The sequence below is a fragment of the Pseudomonas sp. S5F11 genome, assembly GCF_019641515.1.
In the GTDB taxonomy this organism is placed as follows: domain Bacteria; phylum Pseudomonadota; class Gammaproteobacteria; order Pseudomonadales; family Pseudomonadaceae; genus Aquipseudomonas; species Aquipseudomonas rhodesiae.
Genome location: NZ_JAIFJZ010000001.1, coordinates 5,466,174 through 5,485,805, shown reverse-complemented (window position 1 = coordinate 5,485,805; position 19,632 = coordinate 5,466,174). Strand labels below are relative to the sequence as shown.

General features: G+C 61.3%; 21 protein-coding genes. All 21 read right to left on the bottom strand.

The genetic code is table 11. The features are described 5' to 3' along the window. Positions 1-27: 27 nt before the first annotated feature. The 21 genes from motD to K1567_RS24825 all read right to left on the bottom strand — a co-directional run bounded on the left by motD (position 28) and on the right by K1567_RS24825 (position 19,538). Positions 28-915: a flagellar motor protein MotD gene (gene motD / locus K1567_RS24925; protein ID WP_034099453.1), complete on the bottom strand. Its 888-nt coding sequence runs from the start codon at positions 913-915 to the stop codon at positions 28-30. Between the two features lie 15 nt (positions 916-930). Next, entirely contained in the window at positions 931-1,671 is a 741-nt protein-coding gene (locus K1567_RS24920) for a flagellar motor protein (protein WP_034099455.1), read from the bottom strand. Beyond that, positions 1,671-2,807 (bottom strand): chemotaxis response regulator protein-glutamate methylesterase, encoded by a 1,137-nt coding sequence (locus K1567_RS24915; protein ID WP_034099457.1) that lies wholly within the window; start codon positions 2,805-2,807, stop codon positions 1,671-1,673. Before K1567_RS24915 ends, K1567_RS24920 begins: the two co-directional genes overlap by 1 nt. Before the next feature lie 48 nt (positions 2,808-2,855). Further along, positions 2,856-5,099 (bottom strand): chemotaxis protein CheA, encoded by a 2,244-nt coding sequence (locus K1567_RS24910; RefSeq protein ID WP_034099459.1) that lies wholly within the window; start codon positions 5,097-5,099, stop codon positions 2,856-2,858. Positions 5,100-5,110: 11 nt separating this feature from the next. Next, on the bottom strand, positions 5,111-5,899 hold the full coding sequence (locus K1567_RS24905) for a protein phosphatase CheZ (RefSeq protein ID WP_034138832.1): 789 nt from the start codon (positions 5,897-5,899) through the stop codon (positions 5,111-5,113). Positions 5,900-5,917: 18 nt separating this feature from the next. Continuing rightward, the gene (locus tag K1567_RS24900; RefSeq protein ID WP_162276696.1) at positions 5,918-6,292 is read right to left on the bottom strand and encodes a chemotaxis response regulator CheY; all 375 of its coding nucleotides are present in this window, start codon (positions 6,290-6,292) and stop codon (positions 5,918-5,920) included. A gap of 169 nt (positions 6,293-6,461) precedes the next feature. After that, positions 6,462-7,202, bottom strand: coding sequence for an RNA polymerase sigma factor FliA (gene fliA / locus K1567_RS24895; RefSeq protein ID WP_034099464.1), 741 nt, complete (start codon positions 7,200-7,202; stop codon positions 6,462-6,464). Beyond that, a complete protein-coding gene (gene fleN / locus K1567_RS24890) occupies positions 7,199-8,032 on the bottom strand; it encodes a flagellar synthesis regulator FleN (protein WP_003192912.1) in 834 nt (277 codons plus the stop codon). The genes fliA and fleN overlap by 4 nt, the downstream gene beginning before the upstream one ends. 104 nt (positions 8,033-8,136) lie before the next feature. Further along, positions 8,137-9,453, bottom strand: coding sequence for a flagellar biosynthesis protein FlhF (gene flhF, locus K1567_RS24885; protein WP_034099465.1), 1,317 nt, complete (start codon positions 9,451-9,453; stop codon positions 8,137-8,139). Between the two features lie 12 nt (positions 9,454-9,465). Then, a complete protein-coding gene (gene flhA / locus K1567_RS24880) occupies positions 9,466-11,580 on the bottom strand; it encodes a flagellar biosynthesis protein FlhA (protein ID WP_187696874.1) in 2,115 nt (704 codons plus the stop codon). A 344-nt stretch (positions 11,581-11,924) separates the two neighbouring features. After that, positions 11,925-12,125 (bottom strand): cold-shock protein, encoded by a 201-nt coding sequence (locus K1567_RS24875; protein WP_099312015.1) that lies wholly within the window; start codon positions 12,123-12,125, stop codon positions 11,925-11,927. A gap of 30 nt (positions 12,126-12,155) precedes the next feature. Next, positions 12,156-12,356, bottom strand: coding sequence for a cold shock domain-containing protein (locus tag K1567_RS24870; protein ID WP_047881322.1), 201 nt, complete (start codon positions 12,354-12,356; stop codon positions 12,156-12,158). Positions 12,357-12,519: 163 nt separating this feature from the next. After that, positions 12,520-13,656, bottom strand: a complete 1,137-nt coding sequence (gene flhB / locus K1567_RS24865; protein WP_034099468.1) for a flagellar biosynthesis protein FlhB — start codon at positions 13,654-13,656, stop codon at positions 12,520-12,522. Between the two features lie 2 nt (positions 13,657-13,658). Next, on the bottom strand, positions 13,659-14,444 hold the full coding sequence (gene fliR, locus K1567_RS24860; protein ID WP_034114727.1) for a flagellar biosynthetic protein FliR: 786 nt from the start codon (positions 14,442-14,444) through the stop codon (positions 13,659-13,661). A gap of 4 nt (positions 14,445-14,448) precedes the next feature. Next, positions 14,449-14,718: a flagellar biosynthesis protein FliQ gene (fliQ, locus tag K1567_RS24855; protein WP_034099472.1), complete on the bottom strand. Its 270-nt coding sequence runs from the start codon at positions 14,716-14,718 to the stop codon at positions 14,449-14,451. Positions 14,719-14,722: 4 nt separating this feature from the next. Beyond that, the gene (fliP, locus tag K1567_RS24850) at positions 14,723-15,466 is read right to left on the bottom strand and encodes a flagellar type III secretion system pore protein FliP (protein WP_034099473.1); all 744 of its coding nucleotides are present in this window, start codon (positions 15,464-15,466) and stop codon (positions 14,723-14,725) included. Next, the gene (fliO, locus tag K1567_RS24845; RefSeq protein ID WP_034099475.1) at positions 15,466-15,900 is read right to left on the bottom strand and encodes a flagellar biosynthetic protein FliO; all 435 of its coding nucleotides are present in this window, start codon (positions 15,898-15,900) and stop codon (positions 15,466-15,468) included. Before fliO ends, fliP begins: the two co-directional genes overlap by 1 nt. Before the next feature lies 1 nt (position 15,901). After that, positions 15,902-16,369, bottom strand: coding sequence for a flagellar motor switch protein FliN (fliN, locus tag K1567_RS24840; RefSeq protein ID WP_027603860.1), 468 nt, complete (start codon positions 16,367-16,369; stop codon positions 15,902-15,904). 39 nt (positions 16,370-16,408) lie between these two features. Then, on the bottom strand, positions 16,409-17,377 hold the full coding sequence (gene fliM / locus K1567_RS24835; protein ID WP_034099479.1) for a flagellar motor switch protein FliM: 969 nt from the start codon (positions 17,375-17,377) through the stop codon (positions 16,409-16,411). Positions 17,378-17,386: 9 nt separating this feature from the next. Then, complete coding sequence (gene fliL, locus K1567_RS24830; RefSeq protein WP_034099481.1) at positions 17,387-17,890, bottom strand: flagellar basal body-associated protein FliL; 504 nt, start codon at positions 17,888-17,890, stop codon at positions 17,387-17,389. Between the two features lie 331 nt (positions 17,891-18,221). Continuing rightward, complete coding sequence (locus K1567_RS24825; RefSeq protein WP_034099484.1) at positions 18,222-19,538, bottom strand: flagellar hook-length control protein FliK; 1,317 nt, start codon at positions 19,536-19,538, stop codon at positions 18,222-18,224. Between the last annotated feature and the right edge of the window lie 94 nt (positions 19,539-19,632).

Sequence of the window (19,632 nt, the reverse complement as noted above, 5' to 3'; positions counted from 1 at the left end):
CACGCGCGACCGAGACATTGCATAACGTTATTGAGCCGGTGACGGAGAATTGACGGCACTCTGTCCCACCGGCGGCTTAACCGCTGGCGGTGCAGTTTGTGTGCCAGCACGCCTCAAGGCCGCATCCGGTGTTGCATTGGCGGTGCCGGTGCCGGTCAGGCTGCGGCGCACATCCAGGTTGCGCGACACCACCAGCACTACCCGACGGTTGCGCGCGCGCCCTTCCAGCGTGGCGTTATTGGCCACTGGCTGGAATTCGCCATAGCCCACCGACGCCAGGCGCCCGGGGTTCACACCCTGCATCGCCAGCATGCGCACGATGCTCGCCGCGCGGGCCGAGGACAGTTCCCAGTTGGTAGGGTACTGCGCGGTGCTGATCGGAATATTGTCGGTAAAACCTTCGACATGAATCGGGTTCTCGAACGGCTTAAGGATCGCCGCCACTTTGTCGATGATGGTGAACGCCTGGTCGCTGGGCATCGCATCGGCGCTGGCGAACAACAGGCTGGAATTCAGCTCGATCTCGACCCACAACTCATTGCCGCGCACGGTCATCTGGTTGGAACTGATCAGGTCGCCAAACGCCGCGCTGATGTCATCGGCGATGCTTTTCAACGGGTCGCTGGTTCCGCCCACGCCGGCGGCGGTCTCATCGCTGTCGTTGACCAGCGGCTTGGCCGGGGTCACGGTGCGGGGCCGCTCTTCGCCGATGGGAATCGGCTTGAGCGAACGGTCGGCGTCGTTGAACACCCCGATCAGCGCTTGGGAAATCACTTTGTACTTGCCTTCGTTGATCGACGAGATGGAGTACATCACCACGAAAAACGCGAACAGCAGGGTGATGAAGTCCGCGTAGGACACCAGCCAGCGTTCATGGTTGACGTGTTCTTCAGGCTCGCGACGGCGACGGCTCACAACCCATACCTCCCATCAATCCATGAAGCCCTGGAGCTTCAATTCGATGGAGCGCGGGTTCTCGCCCTCGGCAATCGACAGCAGACCTTCGAGCAACATTTCGCGGTACCGCGACTGGCGCGTGGCAATCGATTTGAGCTTGCTGGCCACCGGCAGCAACACCAGGTTGGCGCTCGCCACGCCGTAGATGGTGGCGACAAAGGCCACGGCAATGCCGCTGCCCAATTGCGACGGATCGGCCAGGTTGCCCATCACATGGATCAGGCCCATCACCGCACCGATGATGCCGATGGTCGGCGCGTAGCCGCCCATGCTTTCAAAGACTTTGGCGGCATTGATATCGCGGCTTTCCTGGGTGTAGAAATCCACCTCAAGGATGCTGCGGATCGCTTCCGGCTCGGCGCCGTCCACCAGCAACTGCAAGCCTTTGCGCGCGTAGCTGTCAGGCTCGGCATCGGCCACGCCTTCCAGGCCCAGCAGGCCTTCCTTGCGTGCGGTGAGGCTCCAGTTGACCACGCGATCGATGCCACCGGCCAAGTCCACACGGGGCGGGAAAATAATCCAGATCAGGATCTGCATGGCGCGCTTGAACGAACTCAACGGCGATTGCAGCAACGCGGCGCCCACCGTGCCGCCGATCACGATCAGCGCCGCTGGGCCGTTGGCCAGGGCGCCCAGGTGGCCGCCCTCCAGGTAGTTGCCGCCGATGATGGCGACAAATGCCATGGTGATGCCAATCAGACTCAAGACATCCATCAGAGGCAGGCCTCCACCAGATGCTTGCCGATGTCATCCAGGCTGTAGACGGCGTCGGCCAGGTTGGCTTTGACGATGGCCATGGGCATGCCATAGATCACGCAGCTGGCTTCGTCCTGGGCCCAGATCGCGCTACCGCCCTGCTTGAGCAGGCGCGCGCCTTCGCGGCCATCGGCGCCCATGCCGGTCAGGACCACCGCCAGAACTTTGTCGCCGTAAGACTTAGCGGCCGAACCAAAGGTGATGTCCACGCAGGGTTTGTAGTTGAGGCGTTCGTCACCCGGCAGGATTTTGATCGCACCCCGGCCGTCGACCATCATCTGCTTGCCGCCCGGGGCCAGCAGCGCCAGGCCGGGCCGCAGGATGTCGCCATCCTCGGCTTCCTTGACGCTGATGCGGCACAGCTTGTCCAGGCGCTCGGCAAACGCCTTGGTGAACGCGGCCGGCATGTGCTGGATCAACACGATCGGCGCCGGAAAGTTGGCCGGCAATTGGGTCAGCACGCGCTGCAACGCCACCGGGCCACCGGTAGAGGTGCCGATGGCGACCAGTTTGTAGGCCTTGCGCTTGGGCGCCGGGGACTGGGCCGTTGCCGCTGGCGCAGACGCACGCACAGGTGCCGCTGCGGGGCGGGCAACCGGTGCGGGCGCGGGGCGCCCGAACGTCGAGGCACTCGCTGGCGCCGGTGCTGCAACAGGTGTCGGGGCCGGCGCGGGGGCGCTGAACAGGCTGCGACGGTTGCTGCGGGAAATGCTGTGGACTTTCTCGCACAGCAGTTGCTTGACCTTCTCGGGGTTGCGCGAGATGTCTTCGAAATTCTTCGGCAGGAAGTCCACCGCCCCTGCATCCAGCGCGTCGAGGGTCACTCGGGCGCCTTCATGGGTCAGCGAGGAGAACATCAACACCGGAGTCGGGCAGCGCTGCATGATGTGCCGCACCGCCGTGATGCCGTCCATCATGGGCATCTCGTAGTCCATGGTGATGACATCTGGCTTCAACGCAATGGCTTGATCAATCGCCTCTTTACCGTTGGTGGCCGTGCCGACCACCTGGATGCTTGGATCGGCGGAAAGAATTTCCGAGACGCGGCGGCGGAAGAAACCCGAATCGTCCACCACCAGGACCTTGACTGCCATAAACACTCCGTTAGGCGGGGCGGGCAATACCGCCCTGCCCCGCCAGAATCAAATACGCCGAGCGGCGTAACGCTTGAGCATGCTCGGAACATCGAGAATCAGCGCGATCCGACCGTCACCGGTGATGGTCGCACCCGACATGCCCGGGGTTCCCTGCAGCATTTTGCCCAAAGGCTTGATGACCACTTCTTCCTGGCCGACCAACTGATCGACCACAAAGCCGATGCGTTGAGTGCCCACGGAGAGAATCACCACATGGCCTTCGCGCTGTTCTTCATGGGCCGCCGAAGCCACCAGCCAGCGCTTGAGATAGAACAGCGGCAAGGCCTTGTCGCGCACGATCACCACTTCCTGGCCGTCCACCACGTTGGTGCGCGACAGGTCGAGGTGGAAGATCTCGTTGACGTTGACCAACGGGAAGGCGAACGCCTGGTTGCCCAGCATCACCATCAGGGTCGGCATGATCGCCAGGGTCAACGGCACCTTGATGACGATCTTCGAGCCCTGGCCCTTGGTCGAGTAGATATTGATCGAACCGTTGAGCTGGCTGATCTTGGTCTTGACCACGTCCATGCCCACGCCACGGCCCGACACGTCGGAAATCTCGGTTTTGGTAGAGAAGCCTGGGGCGAAGATCAGGTTGTAGCACTCGGTGTCGGTCAGGCGGTCGGCGGCGTCTTTGTCCATCACGCCACGCTTGACCGCGATGTTACGCAGGATGGCCGGGTCCATGCCTTTGCCGTCGTCGGTAATCGACAGCAGGATATGGTCGCCTTCTTGCTCGGCCGCCAGGATCACTTTGCCGCCACGGGACTTGCCCGAGGCTTCGCGTTCTTCCGGGGTTTCCACGCCGTGGTCGACGGCGTTACGCACCAAGTGGACCAGCGGGTCGGCCAGGGCCTCGACGAGGTTTTTGTCGAGGTCGGTCTCTTCGCCCACCAACTCCAGGTTGATCTCTTTCTTCAACTGACGCGCCAGGTCGCGAACCAGGCGTGGGAAGCGGCCGAAGACTTTCTTGATCGGCTGCATCCGCGTCTTCATCACCGCGGTTTGCAGGTCGGCGGTAACCACGTCGAGGTTCGACACGGCCTTTTGCATGGACTCATCGCCACTGCTCAGGCCCAGGCGCACCAGGCGGTTACGCACCAGCACCAGTTCGCCGACCATGTTCATGATGTCGTCCAGGCGCGCGGTATCGACCCGCACGGTGGTTTCGGCTTCACTGGCAGGCTTGTCGGCCACCGGCGCGGCGGCAGCAGCCCGGGCGGGTGCCGCAGCCGGAGCGGCCGCTGCGGGCTTGGGCGCTGCGGCAGGCGCCGCGGCCTTGGCGGCGACCGGTGCAGGTTTGGCGGCGGTAGCGGCGGCCGCAGAAGCGGCCGGCGCAGGCACTTCGCTGAATTTGCCCTTGCCGTGCAAATCATCCAGCAACGCTTCGAATTCATGATCGGTGATCAGCCCGTCACCGGCAGGTGCCGCAGCGGCTGCCGGCTTGGCATCAGCCGGCGCGGCGGCGGTGGCCGCGACTTCCGGCAACGCGTCGGCGGCAAAGGTACCCTTGCCGTGCAACTGGTCGAGCAACGCTTCGAACTCGTCGTCGGTGATATCGGTGCTGGCAGCCGCAGCGGCCGGTGCAGGCGGCGCGGCGGCAGGCGCCACGGCATCGGCGGCGAACTGGCCTTTGCCATGCAACTGATCGAGCAGCGACTCGAATTCGGCGTCGGTTATGTCTTCGCTGGTCGGAGCGTCAACCGGGGCCGGGGCCGCAGCGGCCGGCGCTTCGGCTTCGGCCTTGACCGCGCTGAGGGAGCTGAGCAGCTGTTCGAATTCACTGTCGGTCACGTCCGGTTCCGGCGCCGGTTCAGGCTCCGGCACGGCCTCGACCACGGGCTCCGCCGACAGGTCGGCAGGCTCTGCATAGCGCGCCAGGGCGGCCAGCAGTTCCGGGGTGGCGGCAGTGATCGGCGCACGTTCGCGCACTTGGCCGAACATGCCGTTGACCGCATCGAGTGCTTCGAGAATCACGTCCATCAACTCCGAGTCGACGTGCCGCTCACCCTTGCGCAGGATGTCGAACACGTTCTCGGCGATGTGGCAGCACTCCACCAGCTCATGGAGCTGGAGGAAGCCGGCGCCCCCTTTTACAGTATGAAAACCGCGAAAAATTGCATTGAGCAGGTTCGCATCATCCGGGCGGCTTTCCAGCTCGACCAGTTGTTCGGACAGTTGCTCTAAAATTTCGCCGGCCTCTACAAGGAAATCCTGAAGGATCTCTTCATCGGCGCCGAAGCTCATGTGGGTGCTCCTTAGAAGCCTAAACTGGATAACAGGTCATCTACGTCATCCTGACCTGACACAACGTCTTCACGTTTATCGGCATGAATCTGCGGACCTTCACCCTTGGCGAGATGTTTTTGTGGATCTTTTTCCGAGAGGATCGCTGCGCGGTCATGTTCGATGCCGGCGAAACGGTCAACCTGACCGGCCATGAGCACCAGTTTGAGCAAGTTGCTTTCCACTTCGGTGACCAATTGCGTCACGCGCTTGATCACCTGACCGGTCAGGTCCTGGTAATCCTGAGCCAGCAGAATATCGTTGAGGTTGCTGGACACCGTGCGGTTGTCCTGCTCGCTGCGTGACAAGAACCCTTCGACCCGGCGCGCCAGCTCGCGGAACTCTTCAGCCCCCACTTCCCGGCGCATAAAACGACCCCAGTCGGCATTCAGGGCCTGAGCTTCGGTGGCCATGCCGTTGACCAGAGGCGTGGCGTTTTCCACCAGGTCCATGGTGCGGTTGGCCGCGGCCTCGGTCAGCCTGACCACATAGGACAGGCGTTCGGTGGCATCCGTGATCTGCGAGATTTCTTCGGCCTGGGGCATGTGCGGGTCAATCTGGAAATTGACGATTGCACTGTGCAGCTCGCGTGTGAGCTTGCCCACTTCCTGGTACAGGCCTCGGTCACGGGTCTGATTGAGCTCATGGATCAACTGCACCGCGTCGCCGAAATGGCCTTTTTCAAGACTGTCGACCAGTTGGTGAGCATGTTTTTTCAGGGTGGACTCAAAGTCTCCCTGTGACGTTTCTTTGTGCTCCATAGCTCCCCCGCGATGGCATTAGCCGTGGATGCGTTCGAAGATTTTTTCGATCTTCTCTTTCAACGCCTGTGCAGTGAATGGCTTGACCACATAACCGTTAACACCGGCCTGGGCGGCCTCGATGATCTGCTCGCGCTTGGCTTCGGCGGTTACCATCAGCACCGGCAGGTTGCGCAGTTTTTCATCGGCGCGCACCCAGCGCAGCAGGTCGATACCGGTCATGCCCGGCATGTTCCAGTCCGTCACCAGAAAGTCGATGCCTCCGCTGTTGAGGATCGGCTGTGCAGTAATGCCATCGTCCGCCTCGACCGTGTTGGTGAACCCAAGGTCACGCAACAGGTTTTTTATGATCCGCCGCATCGTTGAGAAGTCATCAACGATGAGGATTTTCATGTTCTTGTCCAATTCGACCTCCAAGCAGTCTTAAACGCGCCCAGCACCTGGACGCGCCATTTCAATCAACAGGCATTACACAAAAAGGACTGCCGGGGCCACCACGGGCCGAACCCGCGCAGGCCAATCGCCCCCGCGGTATCGCTCTGCAGTGTCCCCACACTGCCTGTCAGCGCGCTCGCCACTCTCCCAAACGCCCCCGCAAGCGGGCGGCGCACTGGCTGTGCAACTGGCTGACTCGCGATTCGCTGACCCCCAGGACCTCACCGATTTCCTTGAGGTTCAGCTCTTCGTCGTAGTACAGCGCCAACACCAATCGTTCACGCTCCGGCAAATTGGCGATCGCGTCCGCCAACGCCCCCTGGAAACGCGCATCTTCCAGGTCGCGCGACGGCTCCATGTGAGCGCTCGCGCCGTCCTCGTGCAGCCCTTCGTGTTCGCCGTCCTGCAGCAGGTCGTCGAAACTGAACAGGCGGCTGCCCAAGGTATCGTTCAAAATCCCGTAATAATCGTCGAGACTCAATTGGAGTTCGGCCGCAACTTCATGATCTTTAGCGTCGCGACCGGTTTTTGCTTCAATTGCACGAATTGCGTCACTGACCATGCGCGTATTGCGGTGCACCGAACGGGGTGCCCAATCACCTTTGCGCACTTCATCGAGCATCGCCCCACGGATACGGATACCCGCATAGGTCTCGAAACTCGCGCCCTTGGTTGCGTCGTACTTGGTCGACACTTCGAGCAGACCGATCATGCCGGCCTGAATCAAATCTTCGACCTGCACGCTGGCAGGCAACCGGGCCAGCAAGTGGTAGGCAATGCGCTTGACCAGGGGCGCATAGCGCTCGATCAGTTCACCCTGGCTGTCACGCGCCGATTTCTTATAGAGGTTGTAGCCGCTCGATGTCATAGCACTGGTCCTGCGCTCGTCTGATGCACCAATCGCTCGACGAAAAACTCCAGATGCCCACGCGGGTTGGCGGGCAAAGGCCAGGTATCGACCTTCTGAGCAATAGCCTTGAACGCCAAGGCGCATTTCGAACGAGGGAATGCTTCGTAGACCGCACGCTGCTTTTGCACGGCCTTGCGCACACACTCGTCGTAGGGAACTGCGCCGACGTATTGTAAGGCGACATCGAGAAAGCGATCCGTGACCTTGGTCAACTTGGCGAACAGGTTGCGTCCTTCCTGGGGGCTCTGGGCCATGTTGGCCAGGACGCGGAAGCGGTTCATGCCGTAGTCACGATTAAGGAGTTTGATCAGGGCGTAGGCGTCGGTGATCGAGGTGGGTTCGTCGCAGACCACCAGCAGCACTTCCTGCGCGGCGCGCACAAAGCTGACCACGGATTCGCCGATCCCGGCGGCGGTGTCGATCACCAGCACGTCGAGGTTGTCGCCGATATCGCTGAACGCCTGAATCAGGCCGGCATGCTGCGCCGGGCTCAGGTGCACCATGCTTTGAGTGCCGGAAGCGGCCGGCACGATGCGGATCCCGCCAGGGCCCTGCAGCAGCACGTCGCGCAGCTCACAGCGTCCCTCGATCACATCGGCCAGGGTGTGTTTGGGCGTCAGACCCAGCAGAACGTCGACGTTCGCCAGCCCCAGGTCAGCGTCCAGCAGCATGACGCGACGGCCAAGCTCTGCCAGCGCCAGGGACAAATTCACTGACACGTTCGTTTTTCCGACGCCACCTTTGCCGCCGGTCACCGCGATCACCTGTACGGGATGCATGCTGCCCATTTTATTTCTTTACCTTGTCTTGCTTAGACGCAGGCTACATGGCTTGGCCGCGTGAATCGCTTGCAGACCATCGATGTAGGTACATTGCATTGTGTTCATGTTGCTCAGCCCACCCGTTTTGCCGGGCTGTGGTAAAGATCAGCGAACATATCGGCCATCGCTTCCTCGCTCGGCTCGTCTTGCATTTGCACGCTGACTGCACGGCTGACCAACTGATGACGCCGCGGCAGATGCAGATCATCCGGGATCCGCGGCCCGTCGGTCAGGTAGGCGACCGGTAACGCATGACCGATAGCCAGGCTCAACACTTCGCCCAGGCTGGCGGTTTCGTCCAGTTTAGTCAGGATGCAACCGGCCAGCCCGCAGCGCTTGTAGCTGTGGTAGGCAGCGGTAAGAACCTGTTTCTGGCTGGTGGTTGCAAGCACCAGATAATTTTTTGACTTGATGCCACGCCCGGCCAGGCTTTCCAACTGCATGCGCAGTGCCGGATCGCTGGCTTGCAGGCCGGCGGTGTCGATCAACACCACACGTTTGCGCAGCAGCGGGTCGAGGGCGTTGGCCAGGGATTGGCCCGGATCGACGTGAGTCACCGGCACATTCAGGATGCGCCCCAGGGTCTTGAGTTGTTCCTGGGCACCGATACGGTAGCTGTCCATGCTCACCAGCGCGATGTTATGCGCGCCGTACTTGAGCACATAGCGCGCCGCCAGTTTGGCCAGGGTGGTGGTCTTGCCCATGCCGGCGGGGCCGACCATGGCGATCACACCGCCCTCTTCCAGAGGTTCGATTTCCGGGGTGACGATCATGCGGGCCAAGTGGGCCAGCAGCATGCGCCAGGCTTGGCGCGGCTCAGCGATTTCAGTGGTCAGGGCCAGCAGGTCGCGGGACAACGGGCCGGACAGGCCGATGCGTTGCAGGCGACGCCACAGGTTGGCTTGCTGCGGCTTGCTGCCTTGCAGTTGGGTCCAGGCCAGGGAGCCCAGTTGCACTTCCAGCAGCTCGCGCAGGCCGTTGAGTTCAAAGCGCATCGAATCGAATACGCGCTGGTCGATCGCGGCGGCCGGTGCCGGCGCGGCGGGACGCGGTGGCTCGACGAAGGTTGGTTCCACCAACGGCTCGGCGGCGGTCAGTGGCAGCCCGGCGAACAACTGGCGATTGGTGGTGGCATCGCTGTCGCCACGCATGCTCAGTTCAGCCTGGGCCGAGACGATGCGCGATGCGGTCTTGCGCAGTTCATCTTCGAGTTCCATGTTGGGAACGCGCGGCGCCAGCGCCGAGGGGGTGTAGTCCAGGGCAGCCGTCAGCTCGACACCGCCGGCAATGCGACGGTTACCGATAATCGCGGCATCGGCGCCCAGCTCATCACGGACCAGTTTCATGGCCTGACGCATATCGGCGGCGAAAAAACGCTTCACTTGCATAACCCACTACCCTCAGCCGTTGGGCCCTACTGTCGCGACGATAGTCACTTGCTTGTTGTCAGGAATTTCCTGGTAAGCCAAAACGTGCAAATTCGGTACTGCCAGGCGTCCAAACCGCGACAACATCGCTCGGACCGGGCCCGCCACCAGCAGAATCACCGGTTGGCCCTGCATTTCCTGACGCTGTGCTGCGTCGATCAACGAACGCTGCAGTTTTTCAGCCATGCTTGGCTCCAGCAGAACGCCCTCTTCCTGGCCTTGTCCTGCCTTCTGAATACTATTGAGCAATATTTGTTCCAACCTTGGTTCCAAGGTGATCACAGGCAGCTCGGAGTCAAGCCCTACAATGCTTTGCACGATGGCGCGCGACAATCCGACGCGCACTGCCGCCACCAGCGCGGCGGTATCTTGACTCTTGGCGGCGTTGTTGGCGATGGCTTCGGCAATGCTGCGGATGTCGCGCACCGGCACCTGTTCGGCCAGCAGCGCTTGCAACACTTTGAGCAATTGCGACAACGACAGCACGCCCGGCACCAGTTCTTCGGCGAGTTTTGGCGAGGCTTTGCCGAGCAACCCCATCAATTGCTGGACTTCCTCGTGGCCGATCAGCTCGTGGGAGTGCTTGTAGAGGATCTGGTTGAGGTGGGTGGCAACTACCGTGCTGGCGTCCACCACGGTGTAACCCAGGGACTGTGCCTGGCTGCGCTGGCTGATTTCGATCCACACCGCGTCCAGGCCAAAAGCCGGATCTTTGGCGGTAATGCCATTGAGGCTGCCGAACACCTGCCCGGGATTGATCGCCAGTTCGCGGTCGGGGTAGATCTCGGCTTCGGCCAGGATCACGCCCATCAGGGTCAAGCGGTAAGCGCTGGGGGCCAGGTCGAGGTTGTCGCGGATGTGTACGGTGGGCATCAAAAAGCCCAGGTCCTGGGACAACTTTTTGCGCACACCCTTGATCCGCGCGAGCAATTGGCCGCCTTGGTTGCGGTCGACCAACGGGATGAGGCGGTAGCCGACTTCCAGGCCGATCATGTCGATCGGGGTCACGTCATCCCAGCCAAGCTCCTTGGTTTCCTGGGCGCGGGCCGGGGATGGCAGCAGTTCCTGCTGACGGACGATCTCTTGCTGGGCCTGTACTTTGACCATGTTCTGTTTTTTCCAGAACAGGTAGGCGGCGCCGCCGGCCAGCGCGGCCATGGTCAGGAACGACACATGGGGCATGCCCGGCACGACGCCCATGATCGCCATGATGCCAGCCGCTACGGCCAACGCCTTGGGCGACGCGAACATCTGCCGGCTGATCTGCTTGCCCATGTCTTCGGAGCCCGAAGCACGGGTCACCATGATCGCGGCTGCTGTTGATAACAACAGTGATGGCAATTGCGCCACTAAACCGTCACCGATCGTCAGCAAGGCGTACACCTTACCGGCATCGCCAAAACTCATACCGTGCTGGAAGATACCCACCGCCATGCCGCCGATCAGGTTGATGAACAGAATCAACAGGCCGGCGATGGCGTCACCGCGCACGAATTTGCTGGCACCGTCCATAGAACCGTAGAACTCGGCTTCCTGGGCCACTTCCAAGCGGCGGGTCTTAGCCTGGTTCTGGTCGATCAGGCCGGCGTTGAGGTCGGCGTCGATGGCCATCTGTTTGCCGGGCATGGCGTCGAGGGTAAAGCGCGCGCTCACCTCGGAGATCCGCCCGGCACCTTTGGTCACCACCACGAAGTTGATGATCATGAGGATTGCGAACACCACAATACCGACCACGTAGTTGCCGCCGATCACCACTTCACCGAAGGCCTGGATCACCTTACCGGCAGCGGCGTGGCCGTCCTGACCGTGGAGCATCACCACACGGGTGGACGCCACGTTCAGCGCCAGGCGCAACAGGGTCGCCACCAACAGGATGGTGGGGAACACCGCAAAATCCAGCGGCCGCAGGGCATACACACACACCAGCAGCACCACCACGGACAGCGCGATGTTGAAGGTGAAGAACACGTCCAGCAGAAACGGTGGCATCGGCAACATCATCATTGCCAGCATCACCAGCAACAGCAACGGCACACCCAGATTGCCCCGCGACAGGTCAGTCAGGGTGCCACGGGCCGTACTGAGCATTTGAGAGCGATCCACCACCGGTATTCCTCGTTTCCTTGAAGCAAACTTTTGACGCCAGCTGGCGACTTGCAGGCGGTGTTGCAAGAAGCCTTCCAACTTTACTTTTGTGCCTGGAGAACCTCACAAACACCCCGGGGCATCGGGTGTCAATCACTCCAAATGTGGGAGGGGGCTTGCCCCCGATTGCAGTCTGTCAGGCGCGGATCAAGTGCCTGATACACCACCATCGGGGGCAAGCCCCCTCCCACATTTGAGCTGTGTACAGCCAGTGCTGCTGAGGAAATTTATGGCAAGGAGTGAGGATCGTCTTCAGGAGGCCCGCTCCAGCACCGAAGACCTGAAGTTCAAAGGACGCGGACGTTTTCAGCCTGAGCCCCTTTGGGCCCCTGGGTAACCTCGAACTCCACTTTTTGCCCCTCTTCAAGCGTTTTGAATCCGTCGCCCTTAATGGCGGAGTAGTGAACAAATAGATCCAACCCACCCTCCTGCGTGATAAACCCAAAGCCCTTCTCCGCGTTGAACCACTTAACCGTGCCCGTCGCCATTGCCGCTCTCCATACACTTCAATAAAACACTCAGATCAACTTGATCTCGCACGCGTAAACACCATCCGGACGATGGATCTTCTGGAACACCACTCTCTGTCCTTGCGAAAGCAAGCGACCTCCCGAGCTGAGTAAATCGACCGCCACCACCTCGCCCCTCCCCTCCGGCGCAATCAAACCCTTACCGGTCCGCGGGTCATACGTTTGAACCTTGCCTGTAAACACCTGCATTAACCCACTCCCTGCATCTTGAGGTGCAGTCACTCAGGCTATGGAACCGCGAGAACGCGACACTGACTACTGTCAAAGTTGACAGGTAGACGAGATCGCGCGACGAGTGGTAGCAGGCATGGAAGGCAGTAGATGGCAAGCCTGCTCAGCACAGGCGTGGCGATCAGGAGTCGCGGCGCAGGTCCGGCGGGATGGGCAGGTCTTTGAGCGGATCGGGCCGCTTGCCTTTGCCGGCGCGGTACTGGCGAATCTGATAGACATAGGCCAACACCTGGGCCACGGCCAGGTACAACCCGGCAGGGATTTCCTGATCGAGGTCGGTGGAGTAAAAGATCGAGCGCGCCAACGCCGGCGATTCCAGCAGCAGAATGTCGTTGGCCACGGCAATTTCGCGGATTTTCAACGCGGTGAAATCGCTGCCCTTGGCCAGCAGCATTGGCGCTCCGCCCTTCTCCGGGTCGTATTTCAGGGCCACGGCGTAGTGGGTCGGGTTGGTGATAACCACGTCGGCATCCGGCACCGAGGCCATCATCTTGCGTTGGGACATCTCGCGCTGCAGTTGGCGGATGCGCTGTTTGACCTCGGGCCGACCTTCCTGATCCTTGTGCTCGTCACGCACTTCCTGCTTGGTCATCAGCAGCTTCTTGTGGCTTTCCCACAGCTGGATCGGCGCATCCACCGCCGCGATCAGGATTAGCCCAGCCGCCATCCACAGCGCACTCCAGCCCACCACCTGCACGCTGTGGATAATCGCCGACTCCAGGGGCTCATGGGCGATGCGCAGCAAGTCATCGATATCGGACGACAACACCGAAATGGCCACGAACAGAATCAGGATGAACTTGGCCAGGGCCTTGAGCAGCTCGACCAGCGCCTTGGCCGAAAACATGCGTTTGAGCCCCGCGGCCGGGTTCATGCGGCTGAACTTGGGCGCCATGCTGCTGGCGGCGAATAACCAACCGCCGAGGGACACGGGGCCGATCAGCGCAGCCAGCAGCAAAGTAATCAGGATCGGCTGCACGGCCAGGATCGCGATCTGGCCAGAATGCAGTAAGTACTGGCCCATGGCGCCGGGGCTGAGCAGCACTTCGCGGGGCAAGCTGAAGTTGTGCTTCATCAGCTCCATCAGATCCAGCGCCAGACCGCCGCCGTAGATCAACAGGGCCCCGGAACCGGCCATCATGGTCGCAACGGTATTGAGCTCTTTGGAGCGGGCGATCTCGCCCTTCTCCCTGGAGTCCTTTTTGCGTTTCTCCGTGGGGTCTTCTGTTTTGTCCTGACCACTCTCGCTCTCAGCCATGGTCAGCGCGCCCGTGCCAGGTCACGTAAGAACTGCAAGGCGTCGGTCGCCAGCGGTTGATACTGATTGAGAATGTCGGCCAGGCCGACCCAGAAAATCCCCATGCCCAACACCAGGGTCAATGGGAAACCGATGGAAAAAATGTTCAGTTGCGGCGCCGCGCGGGTCATCACGCCAAACGCAATGTTGACCACCAGCAGGGCCGTGATTGCCGGCAACACCAGCAACAGCGCCGCCCCCATCACCCAGCCGAGGCGCCCGACGATTTCCCAGAAATGGTTAACCACCAGCCCCGAGCCCACCGGCAAGGTGGTAAAGCTCTCGGTCATCACCTCGAACGCCACCAAGTGGCCGTTCATGGCCAGGAACAGCAAGGTCACCAGCATGGTCAGGAACTGCCCGATCACCGCCGCCGACACGCCGTTGGTGGGGTCGACCATGGAGGCGAAGCCCATGCCCATCTGCACCGAGATGATTTGCCCGGCAATCACGAAAGCCTGAAAGAACAACGTCAGGGAAAAGCCCATCAAGGCGCCGATCAGGATCTGTTCAGCGATCAGCAGCAGCGCACTCAGGTCCAGCGCATTCACCGGCGGCATCGGCGGCAGCCCAGGCACGATCACCACGGTGATCGCCACGGCGAAATACAAGCGCACGCGCCGCGGTACCAGGGTTGTGCCGAACACCGGCATGGCCATCAACATCGCCGTCACGCGAAACAGCGGCAGGATGAAGGACGCCACCCAGGTACTGATCTGGGTGTCGGTCAAGGCCAGCAAGGATTGCATCGGGTCAGCCGATCAACTGCGGAATACTGCCGTACAACTGCAGGATGTATTCCATGAAAGACTGCACCAGCCACGGCCCGGCGACGATCAGGGTAACCAGCATCACCAACAGGCGCGGCAGAAAGCTCAAGGTTTGTTCGTTGATCTGGGTTGCGGCCTGAAACATCGCAACCAGCAAGCCCACCAACAGGCTGGGCACCACCAGCACGGCGACCATCACGGTGGTCAGCCACAGCGCTTCACGGAACAGGTCGACGGCGACTTCTGGCGTCATAGCGCTATACCCCTCCGAAACTGCCGGCCAAGGTGCCGATAATCAGCGCCCAGCCATCCACCAGCACAAACAGCATGATCTTGAACGGCAACGAGATGATCAGCGGCGACAGCATCATCATACCCATGGCCATCAGCACGCTCGCCACCACCAGGTCGATGATCAGGAACGGAATAAAGATCATGAAGCCGATCTGGAACGCCGTCTTCAATTCGGAGGTGACAAATGCCGGCACCAGAATGGTCAACGGCGCCTGGTCGGGGCTGGCGATGTCGGTGCGCTTGGACAGGCGCATGAACAGCTCAAGGTCGCTGGCGCGGGTTTGCGACAGCATAAAGTCCTTGATCGGGCCCTGAGCCTTGTCGATGGCGTCCTGGGCGGTCATTTTCTCCGCCAGATAGGGTTGCAGGGCTTGCGTATTCACCTTGTCGAATACCGGCGCCATGATGAACAGCGTCAAGAACAGCGCCATGCCGGTGAGGATCTGGTTCGACGGAGTCTGCTGCAGGCCCAACGCCTGACGCAGGATCGAAAAGACGATGATGATCCGCGTGAAACTGGTCATCAGCATGACGAACGCTGGGATAAAGCTCAGCGCGGTCATGATCAGCAGGATCTGCAGGCTCACCGAATACTCTTGCGCGCCCGCTGCGTTGGTCCCCAGCGTGATGGCCGGGATCGACAACGGGTCGGCGGCCAGCGCCAAGGGCGCGGCCAGCAACAGCATGAGCGTCAATAAAACGCGCATTACTTCTTATCCTTCTGATCCTTGCCCAGCAATTCCATCAGGCGCTGGGCGAATTCGGGCGTGGCGGACTGGGTCTGCTCCACATTTACCGGTGTCTTGAGTACGTGCAGTGGGGTGATGCGCCCAGGTGTGATACCCAGCAGGATCTGTTCCTCACCCACCTGCACCAGCACCAGCCGATCGCGCGGGCCGAGGGCGCGGGCTCCGATCATTTCGATCACCTGGCCATTGCCAGGGCCTACGCGCTGCACCCGGCGCATCAGCCAGGCCAGCACGAAGATCAAGCCCACTACCAGCAGCAGGCCAAGCACCAGCTGGGTCAACTGCCCGCCGACACTGCCGACCACCGGCGCCGCAGCGGCCTGGGCCACCGGCTCCGCCGCCCACACGGGCAGCGCCAACGCGATCAACAGCCCCACCATCAGCCGCTTCATATCAGCGCAACTTCTTGATGCGTTCGCTTGGGCTGATCACGTCTGTCAGGCGGATGCCGAACTTTTCGTTGACCACCACCACCTCGCCATGGGCGATCAGCGTGCCGTTGACCAGCACGTCCAGCGGTTCACCGGCCAGGCGGTCCAGCTCGATCACCGAGCCCTGGTTGAGCTGCAGCAGGTTGCGGATGTTGATGTCGGTGCTGCCCACTTCCATGGAAATCGACACCGGAATATCCAGAATCACATCCAGGTTCGGACCGTCGAGGGTCACCGGGTCGTTGTTCTTCGGCACGCTGCCGAACTCTTCCATCGGCAGACGATTGCCAGCCGGCGCGGTGGCGGCGTCAGCGGCCAACAGCGCATCGATATCGTCCTGACCGACATCGCCGGTCTCTTCCAGGGCCGCCGCCCATTCGTCGGCCAGGGCCTGGTCTTCGGCGGAAGTGTTTTCGTGTTCGGTAGCCATTACATGTCCTCGGCGAAGCAAACATTCATAAATTAGGAATCAGCGACGGTTGATCGGCTCAACCACTTGCAATGCCAGGTTGCCCTTGTGGGAACCGAGCTTGACCTTGAACGACGGCACGCCATTGGCGCGCATGACCATTTGTTCCGGCAAATCCACCGGGATGATGTCCCCCGGCTGCATGTGCAGGATGTCGCGCAGGCGCAACTGACGGCGGGCCACGGTGGCGCTCAGCGGCACGTCGACGTCCAGCAAGTCTTCGCGCAGGGCTTTGACCCAACGCTCGTCCTGGTCGTCCAGGTCGGACTGGAAGCCGGCGTCGAGCATCTCGCGCACCGGTTCGATCATCGAGTACGGCATCGTCACGTGCAGGTCACCGCCACCGCCGTCGAGTTCGATATGGAAGGTGGACACCACGATGGCTTCGCTGGGACCGACGATGTTGGCCATGGCCGGGTTCACTTCCGAGTTGATGTACTCGAAATTGACTTCCATGATCGCCTGCCAGGCTTCCTTCAAGTCGATGAACGCCTGCTCCAACACCATGCGCACCACGCGCAACTCGGTGGGGGTGAATTCACGGCCTTCGATCTTGGCGTGGCGGCCGTCGCCGCCGAAGAAATTGTCCACCAGCTTGAACACCAATTTGGCGTCGAGAATGAACAGCGCGGTGCCGCGCAAGGGCTTGATCTTGACCAGGTTGAGGCTGGTGGGCACGTACAGCGAGTGCACGTACTCGCCGAACTTCATCACCTGCACGCCGCCCACCGCCACGTCCGCCGAGCGGCGCAGCATGTTGAACATGCTGATACGGGTGTAACGGGCGAAACGTTCGTTGATCATTTCCAGGGTCGGCATGCGTCCACGGACGATGCGATCCTGGCTGGTCAGGTCATAACTTTTGACACTGCCGGGCTCGGCAGCCATTTCGGTCTGTACCAGACCATCGTCGACGCCATGCAACAGCGCATCGATTTCATCCTGGGACAGCAGGTCCTGCACGGCCATGTCGTGATCCTACTGCAATACGAAGTTAGTGAAGAGCGCCTGTTCGACCACCGTTTTGCCCAGCTCTTTCTGGGCTACTTCCTGCACGCTGGCAGTGACCTTCTGGCGCAGCATTTCCTGGCCGACCGGCGTGGCCAGGGTGTCGAAACTCTGGCTGGAGAACAGCATTACCAGGTTGTTGCGGATCACCGGCATATGCACCTTGAGTGCCTCCAGGTCCGACTGGTTGCGCGCCAGCAAGGTGATGCTCACCTGCAGGTAGCGCTGACGACCGTTCTGGTTGAAGTTGGCGACAAAGGCCGGAAGCATCGGCTCGAAGATTGCCGGTTGCTTGACGTTGGTGGCGGTCTCGGCGGCGGGTGCCGGTTTGCTTGCACTGCTGTGCATGATGTACCAGGTGCCACCCACCGAGGCACCGATGGCCAGGAGCAGGCCCACGACTATCAACAGAATAAGCTTGAGCTTACCTTTGCCTGCGGGTGCTTTTGCTGCTGCGTCGTCGCTCTTCGCCATGCCAATAATCCGTCACTATTCGGGGATTCATAGATCTACGGGAAGGCAAGAGCAAGTGTTATGCCAGAGTTGTCTGGCTGAACACAGACAAAGGAACACCATAAAGTGTGGGGGTGGCCTTGCCCCCGGATAGCGGCGTATCAGTCAACTTATCTATGAACTGACACACCCTCATCGGGGGCAAGCCCCCTCCCACTCGAATCGCATTCCAGCTTGAGTGGCAATTGACGAAACGAGATCAAAATGTGGGAGGGGGCTTGCCCCCGATGAGGGTGTGCCAGCTTATACATCAGCGGGCTGATACACCGTTATCGAGGCAAGCCCCCTCCCATCAAGCGTAGTAATCCACCGCGCTGGAGCCGATTACTGTCGATGTCACCGGCGCCACTGCTTCAGCCACGTCAACGTGACCACCGCTGTCGCCGACGTCACCGCGTCCACCGCTACTGCTCACACTGCGGGTCTGCGCCTGTTGCTGTTGCTGCTCCTGGCCACGGGACTGGTCGGAGACGTTGACGTCCACTTGCCCCATGCCCTGTTGGGCAAACATTTCACGCAAACGCCCGGACTGGTTTTCCAACGCTTCGCGCACCACCGGGTGGGCGCTCATAAAGTTGACCTGGGCCTGCTGGTCGGCGGTCATGTTGACCTTGATATCCAGGCGTCCAAGTTCGGCCGGCTGCAACTGGATCTCCGCCGATTTGAGGTTGGCGCTGGAGAGGTACATGACGCGGTTGACGATCTCGTCGGTCCAGCCGCTCTGGTGCATGGCCAGCGGCGCGTTCGCGACAGGCGGCAAGGCGTTGGCGGTCTTCGGCGTGGCGGCCTGGGTCAGCGCGGCGAGGCGGTTGGCGAAGTCGTCGACCCGAGTGTCGCTGCTGGCGCTCTTGAGGTCTTTGAGACCATCGTCAATCAAACCGCTGAAAGCCTTGTCGCCGCCTTGGTCGGTGCTGTCCTTGGTGGCTTGCTGATCGACCATGCTGGCCATGCCTGCGGCGAAGTTCTGTGCGGCGGTCGGTTGTTCCTGGGTCGATGCCGAGGCGGTTTTCGCCGAAGCCTGGCTGCTGGCCGACACATGACCGCCCTGCTCCATGGCCAGGCGTACGGCGGGCATTGCATCTAGAGGGTCGGCCTCGGGGTCGAAGGCGGGCTTGGCGTCATCGCTGGCCACGAGTGGCGCGGCGACCGGCAATTGAGTATTGGCATCGACAGAGTCAACGACCGGAGCCGGGGCTTCCACAGGCACCGCGACCGGCACGACAGCGGCGATCAACGCGGGATCCACCGCAGGCTGCTGCGCCAGGCTCGGGTCGGCGGCGGCGTCCTGATCGGCATCGTCATCGGCTTTGGCCGGTGGATTATTGGCAGGCAAAGTATTGCCGCTATCGGCAACCGCCGGTGTGTTGGCGGCAGGCTTGTCCCCCCCAATGGACGGCTTGGCGCTGGCATCGGCGGGCTTGTCGCGAGAGGGTTTGACGCTGTTGTCATCGCCCTTGAGGCTGGGCTTGGAACCCTGGCTGGCGAACACTTGAGCGAAGCCAGGGCCCTTGTCCCGTGGGTCCGCCGCCACCGCCGGCGGGTTGGCGGCGGGCGCTTGAGACTTGGCTGCGGGGGCAGCCTGAAGAAGCGAATTCGTGGCGACTGGCATGATAAAGGTCTCCACTGCATGGGGATCGAGGATGCAGTATCGAGAGCTACAGCAAGAGTCGGGCCAAGTGTGGTTCTGTCTGCTGAACAGCGGA

What these genes read in the sequence shown, in the direction of transcription:
- K1567_RS24920 (WP_034099455.1), bottom strand. Translation starts at nt 1,671, where the DNA reads ATGGATGTCTTGAGTCTGATTGGCATCACCATGGCATTTGTCGCCATC.
- K1567_RS24915 (WP_034099457.1), bottom strand. Translation starts at nt 2,807, where the DNA reads ATGGCAGTCAAGGTCCTGGTGGTGGACGATTCGGGTTTCTTCCGCCGC.
- K1567_RS24910 (WP_034099459.1), bottom strand. Translation starts at nt 5,099, where the DNA reads ATGAGCTTCGGCGCCGATGAAGAGATCCTTCAGGATTTCCTTGTAGAG.
- K1567_RS24905 (WP_034138832.1), bottom strand. Translation starts at nt 5,899, where the DNA reads ATGGAGCACAAAGAAACGTCACAGGGAGACTTTGAGTCCACCCTGAAA.
- K1567_RS24900 (WP_162276696.1), bottom strand. Translation starts at nt 6,292, where the DNA reads ATGAAAATCCTCATCGTTGATGACTTCTCAACGATGCGGCGGATCATA.
- fliA (WP_034099464.1), bottom strand. Translation starts at nt 7,202, where the DNA reads ATGACATCGAGCGGCTACAACCTCTATAAGAAATCGGCGCGTGACAGC.
- fleN (WP_003192912.1), bottom strand. Translation starts at nt 8,032, where the DNA reads ATGGGCAGCATGCATCCCGTACAGGTGATCGCGGTGACCGGCGGCAAA.
- flhF (WP_034099465.1), bottom strand. Translation starts at nt 9,453, where the DNA reads ATGCAAGTGAAGCGTTTTTTCGCCGCCGATATGCGTCAGGCCATGAAA.
- flhA (WP_187696874.1), bottom strand. Translation starts at nt 11,580, where the DNA reads ATGCTCAGTACGGCCCGTGGCACCCTGACTGACCTGTCGCGGGGCAAT.
- K1567_RS24875 (WP_099312015.1), bottom strand. Translation starts at nt 12,125, where the DNA reads ATGGCGACGGGCACGGTTAAGTGGTTCAACGCGGAGAAGGGCTTTGGG.
- K1567_RS24870 (WP_047881322.1), bottom strand. Translation starts at nt 12,356, where the DNA reads ATGCAGGTGTTTACAGGCAAGGTTCAAACGTATGACCCGCGGACCGGT.
- flhB (WP_034099468.1), bottom strand. Translation starts at nt 13,656, where the DNA reads ATGGCTGAGAGCGAGAGTGGTCAGGACAAAACAGAAGACCCCACGGAG.
- fliR (WP_034114727.1), bottom strand. Translation starts at nt 14,444, where the DNA reads ATGCAATCCTTGCTGGCCTTGACCGACACCCAGATCAGTACCTGGGTG.
- fliQ (WP_034099472.1), bottom strand. Translation starts at nt 14,718, where the DNA reads ATGACGCCAGAAGTCGCCGTCGACCTGTTCCGTGAAGCGCTGTGGCTG.
- fliP (WP_034099473.1), bottom strand. Translation starts at nt 15,466, where the DNA reads ATGCGCGTTTTATTGACGCTCATGCTGTTGCTGGCCGCGCCCTTGGCG.
- fliO (WP_034099475.1), bottom strand. Translation starts at nt 15,900, where the DNA reads ATGAAGCGGCTGATGGTGGGGCTGTTGATCGCGTTGGCGCTGCCCGTG.
- fliN (WP_027603860.1), bottom strand. Translation starts at nt 16,369, where the DNA reads ATGGCTACCGAACACGAAAACACTTCCGCCGAAGACCAGGCCCTGGCC.
- fliM (WP_034099479.1), bottom strand. Translation starts at nt 17,377, where the DNA reads ATGGCCGTGCAGGACCTGCTGTCCCAGGATGAAATCGATGCGCTGTTG.
- fliL (WP_034099481.1), bottom strand. Translation starts at nt 17,890, where the DNA reads ATGGCGAAGAGCGACGACGCAGCAGCAAAAGCACCCGCAGGCAAAGGT.
- K1567_RS24825 (WP_034099484.1), bottom strand. Translation starts at nt 19,538, where the DNA reads ATGCCAGTCGCCACGAATTCGCTTCTTCAGGCTGCCCCCGCAGCCAAG.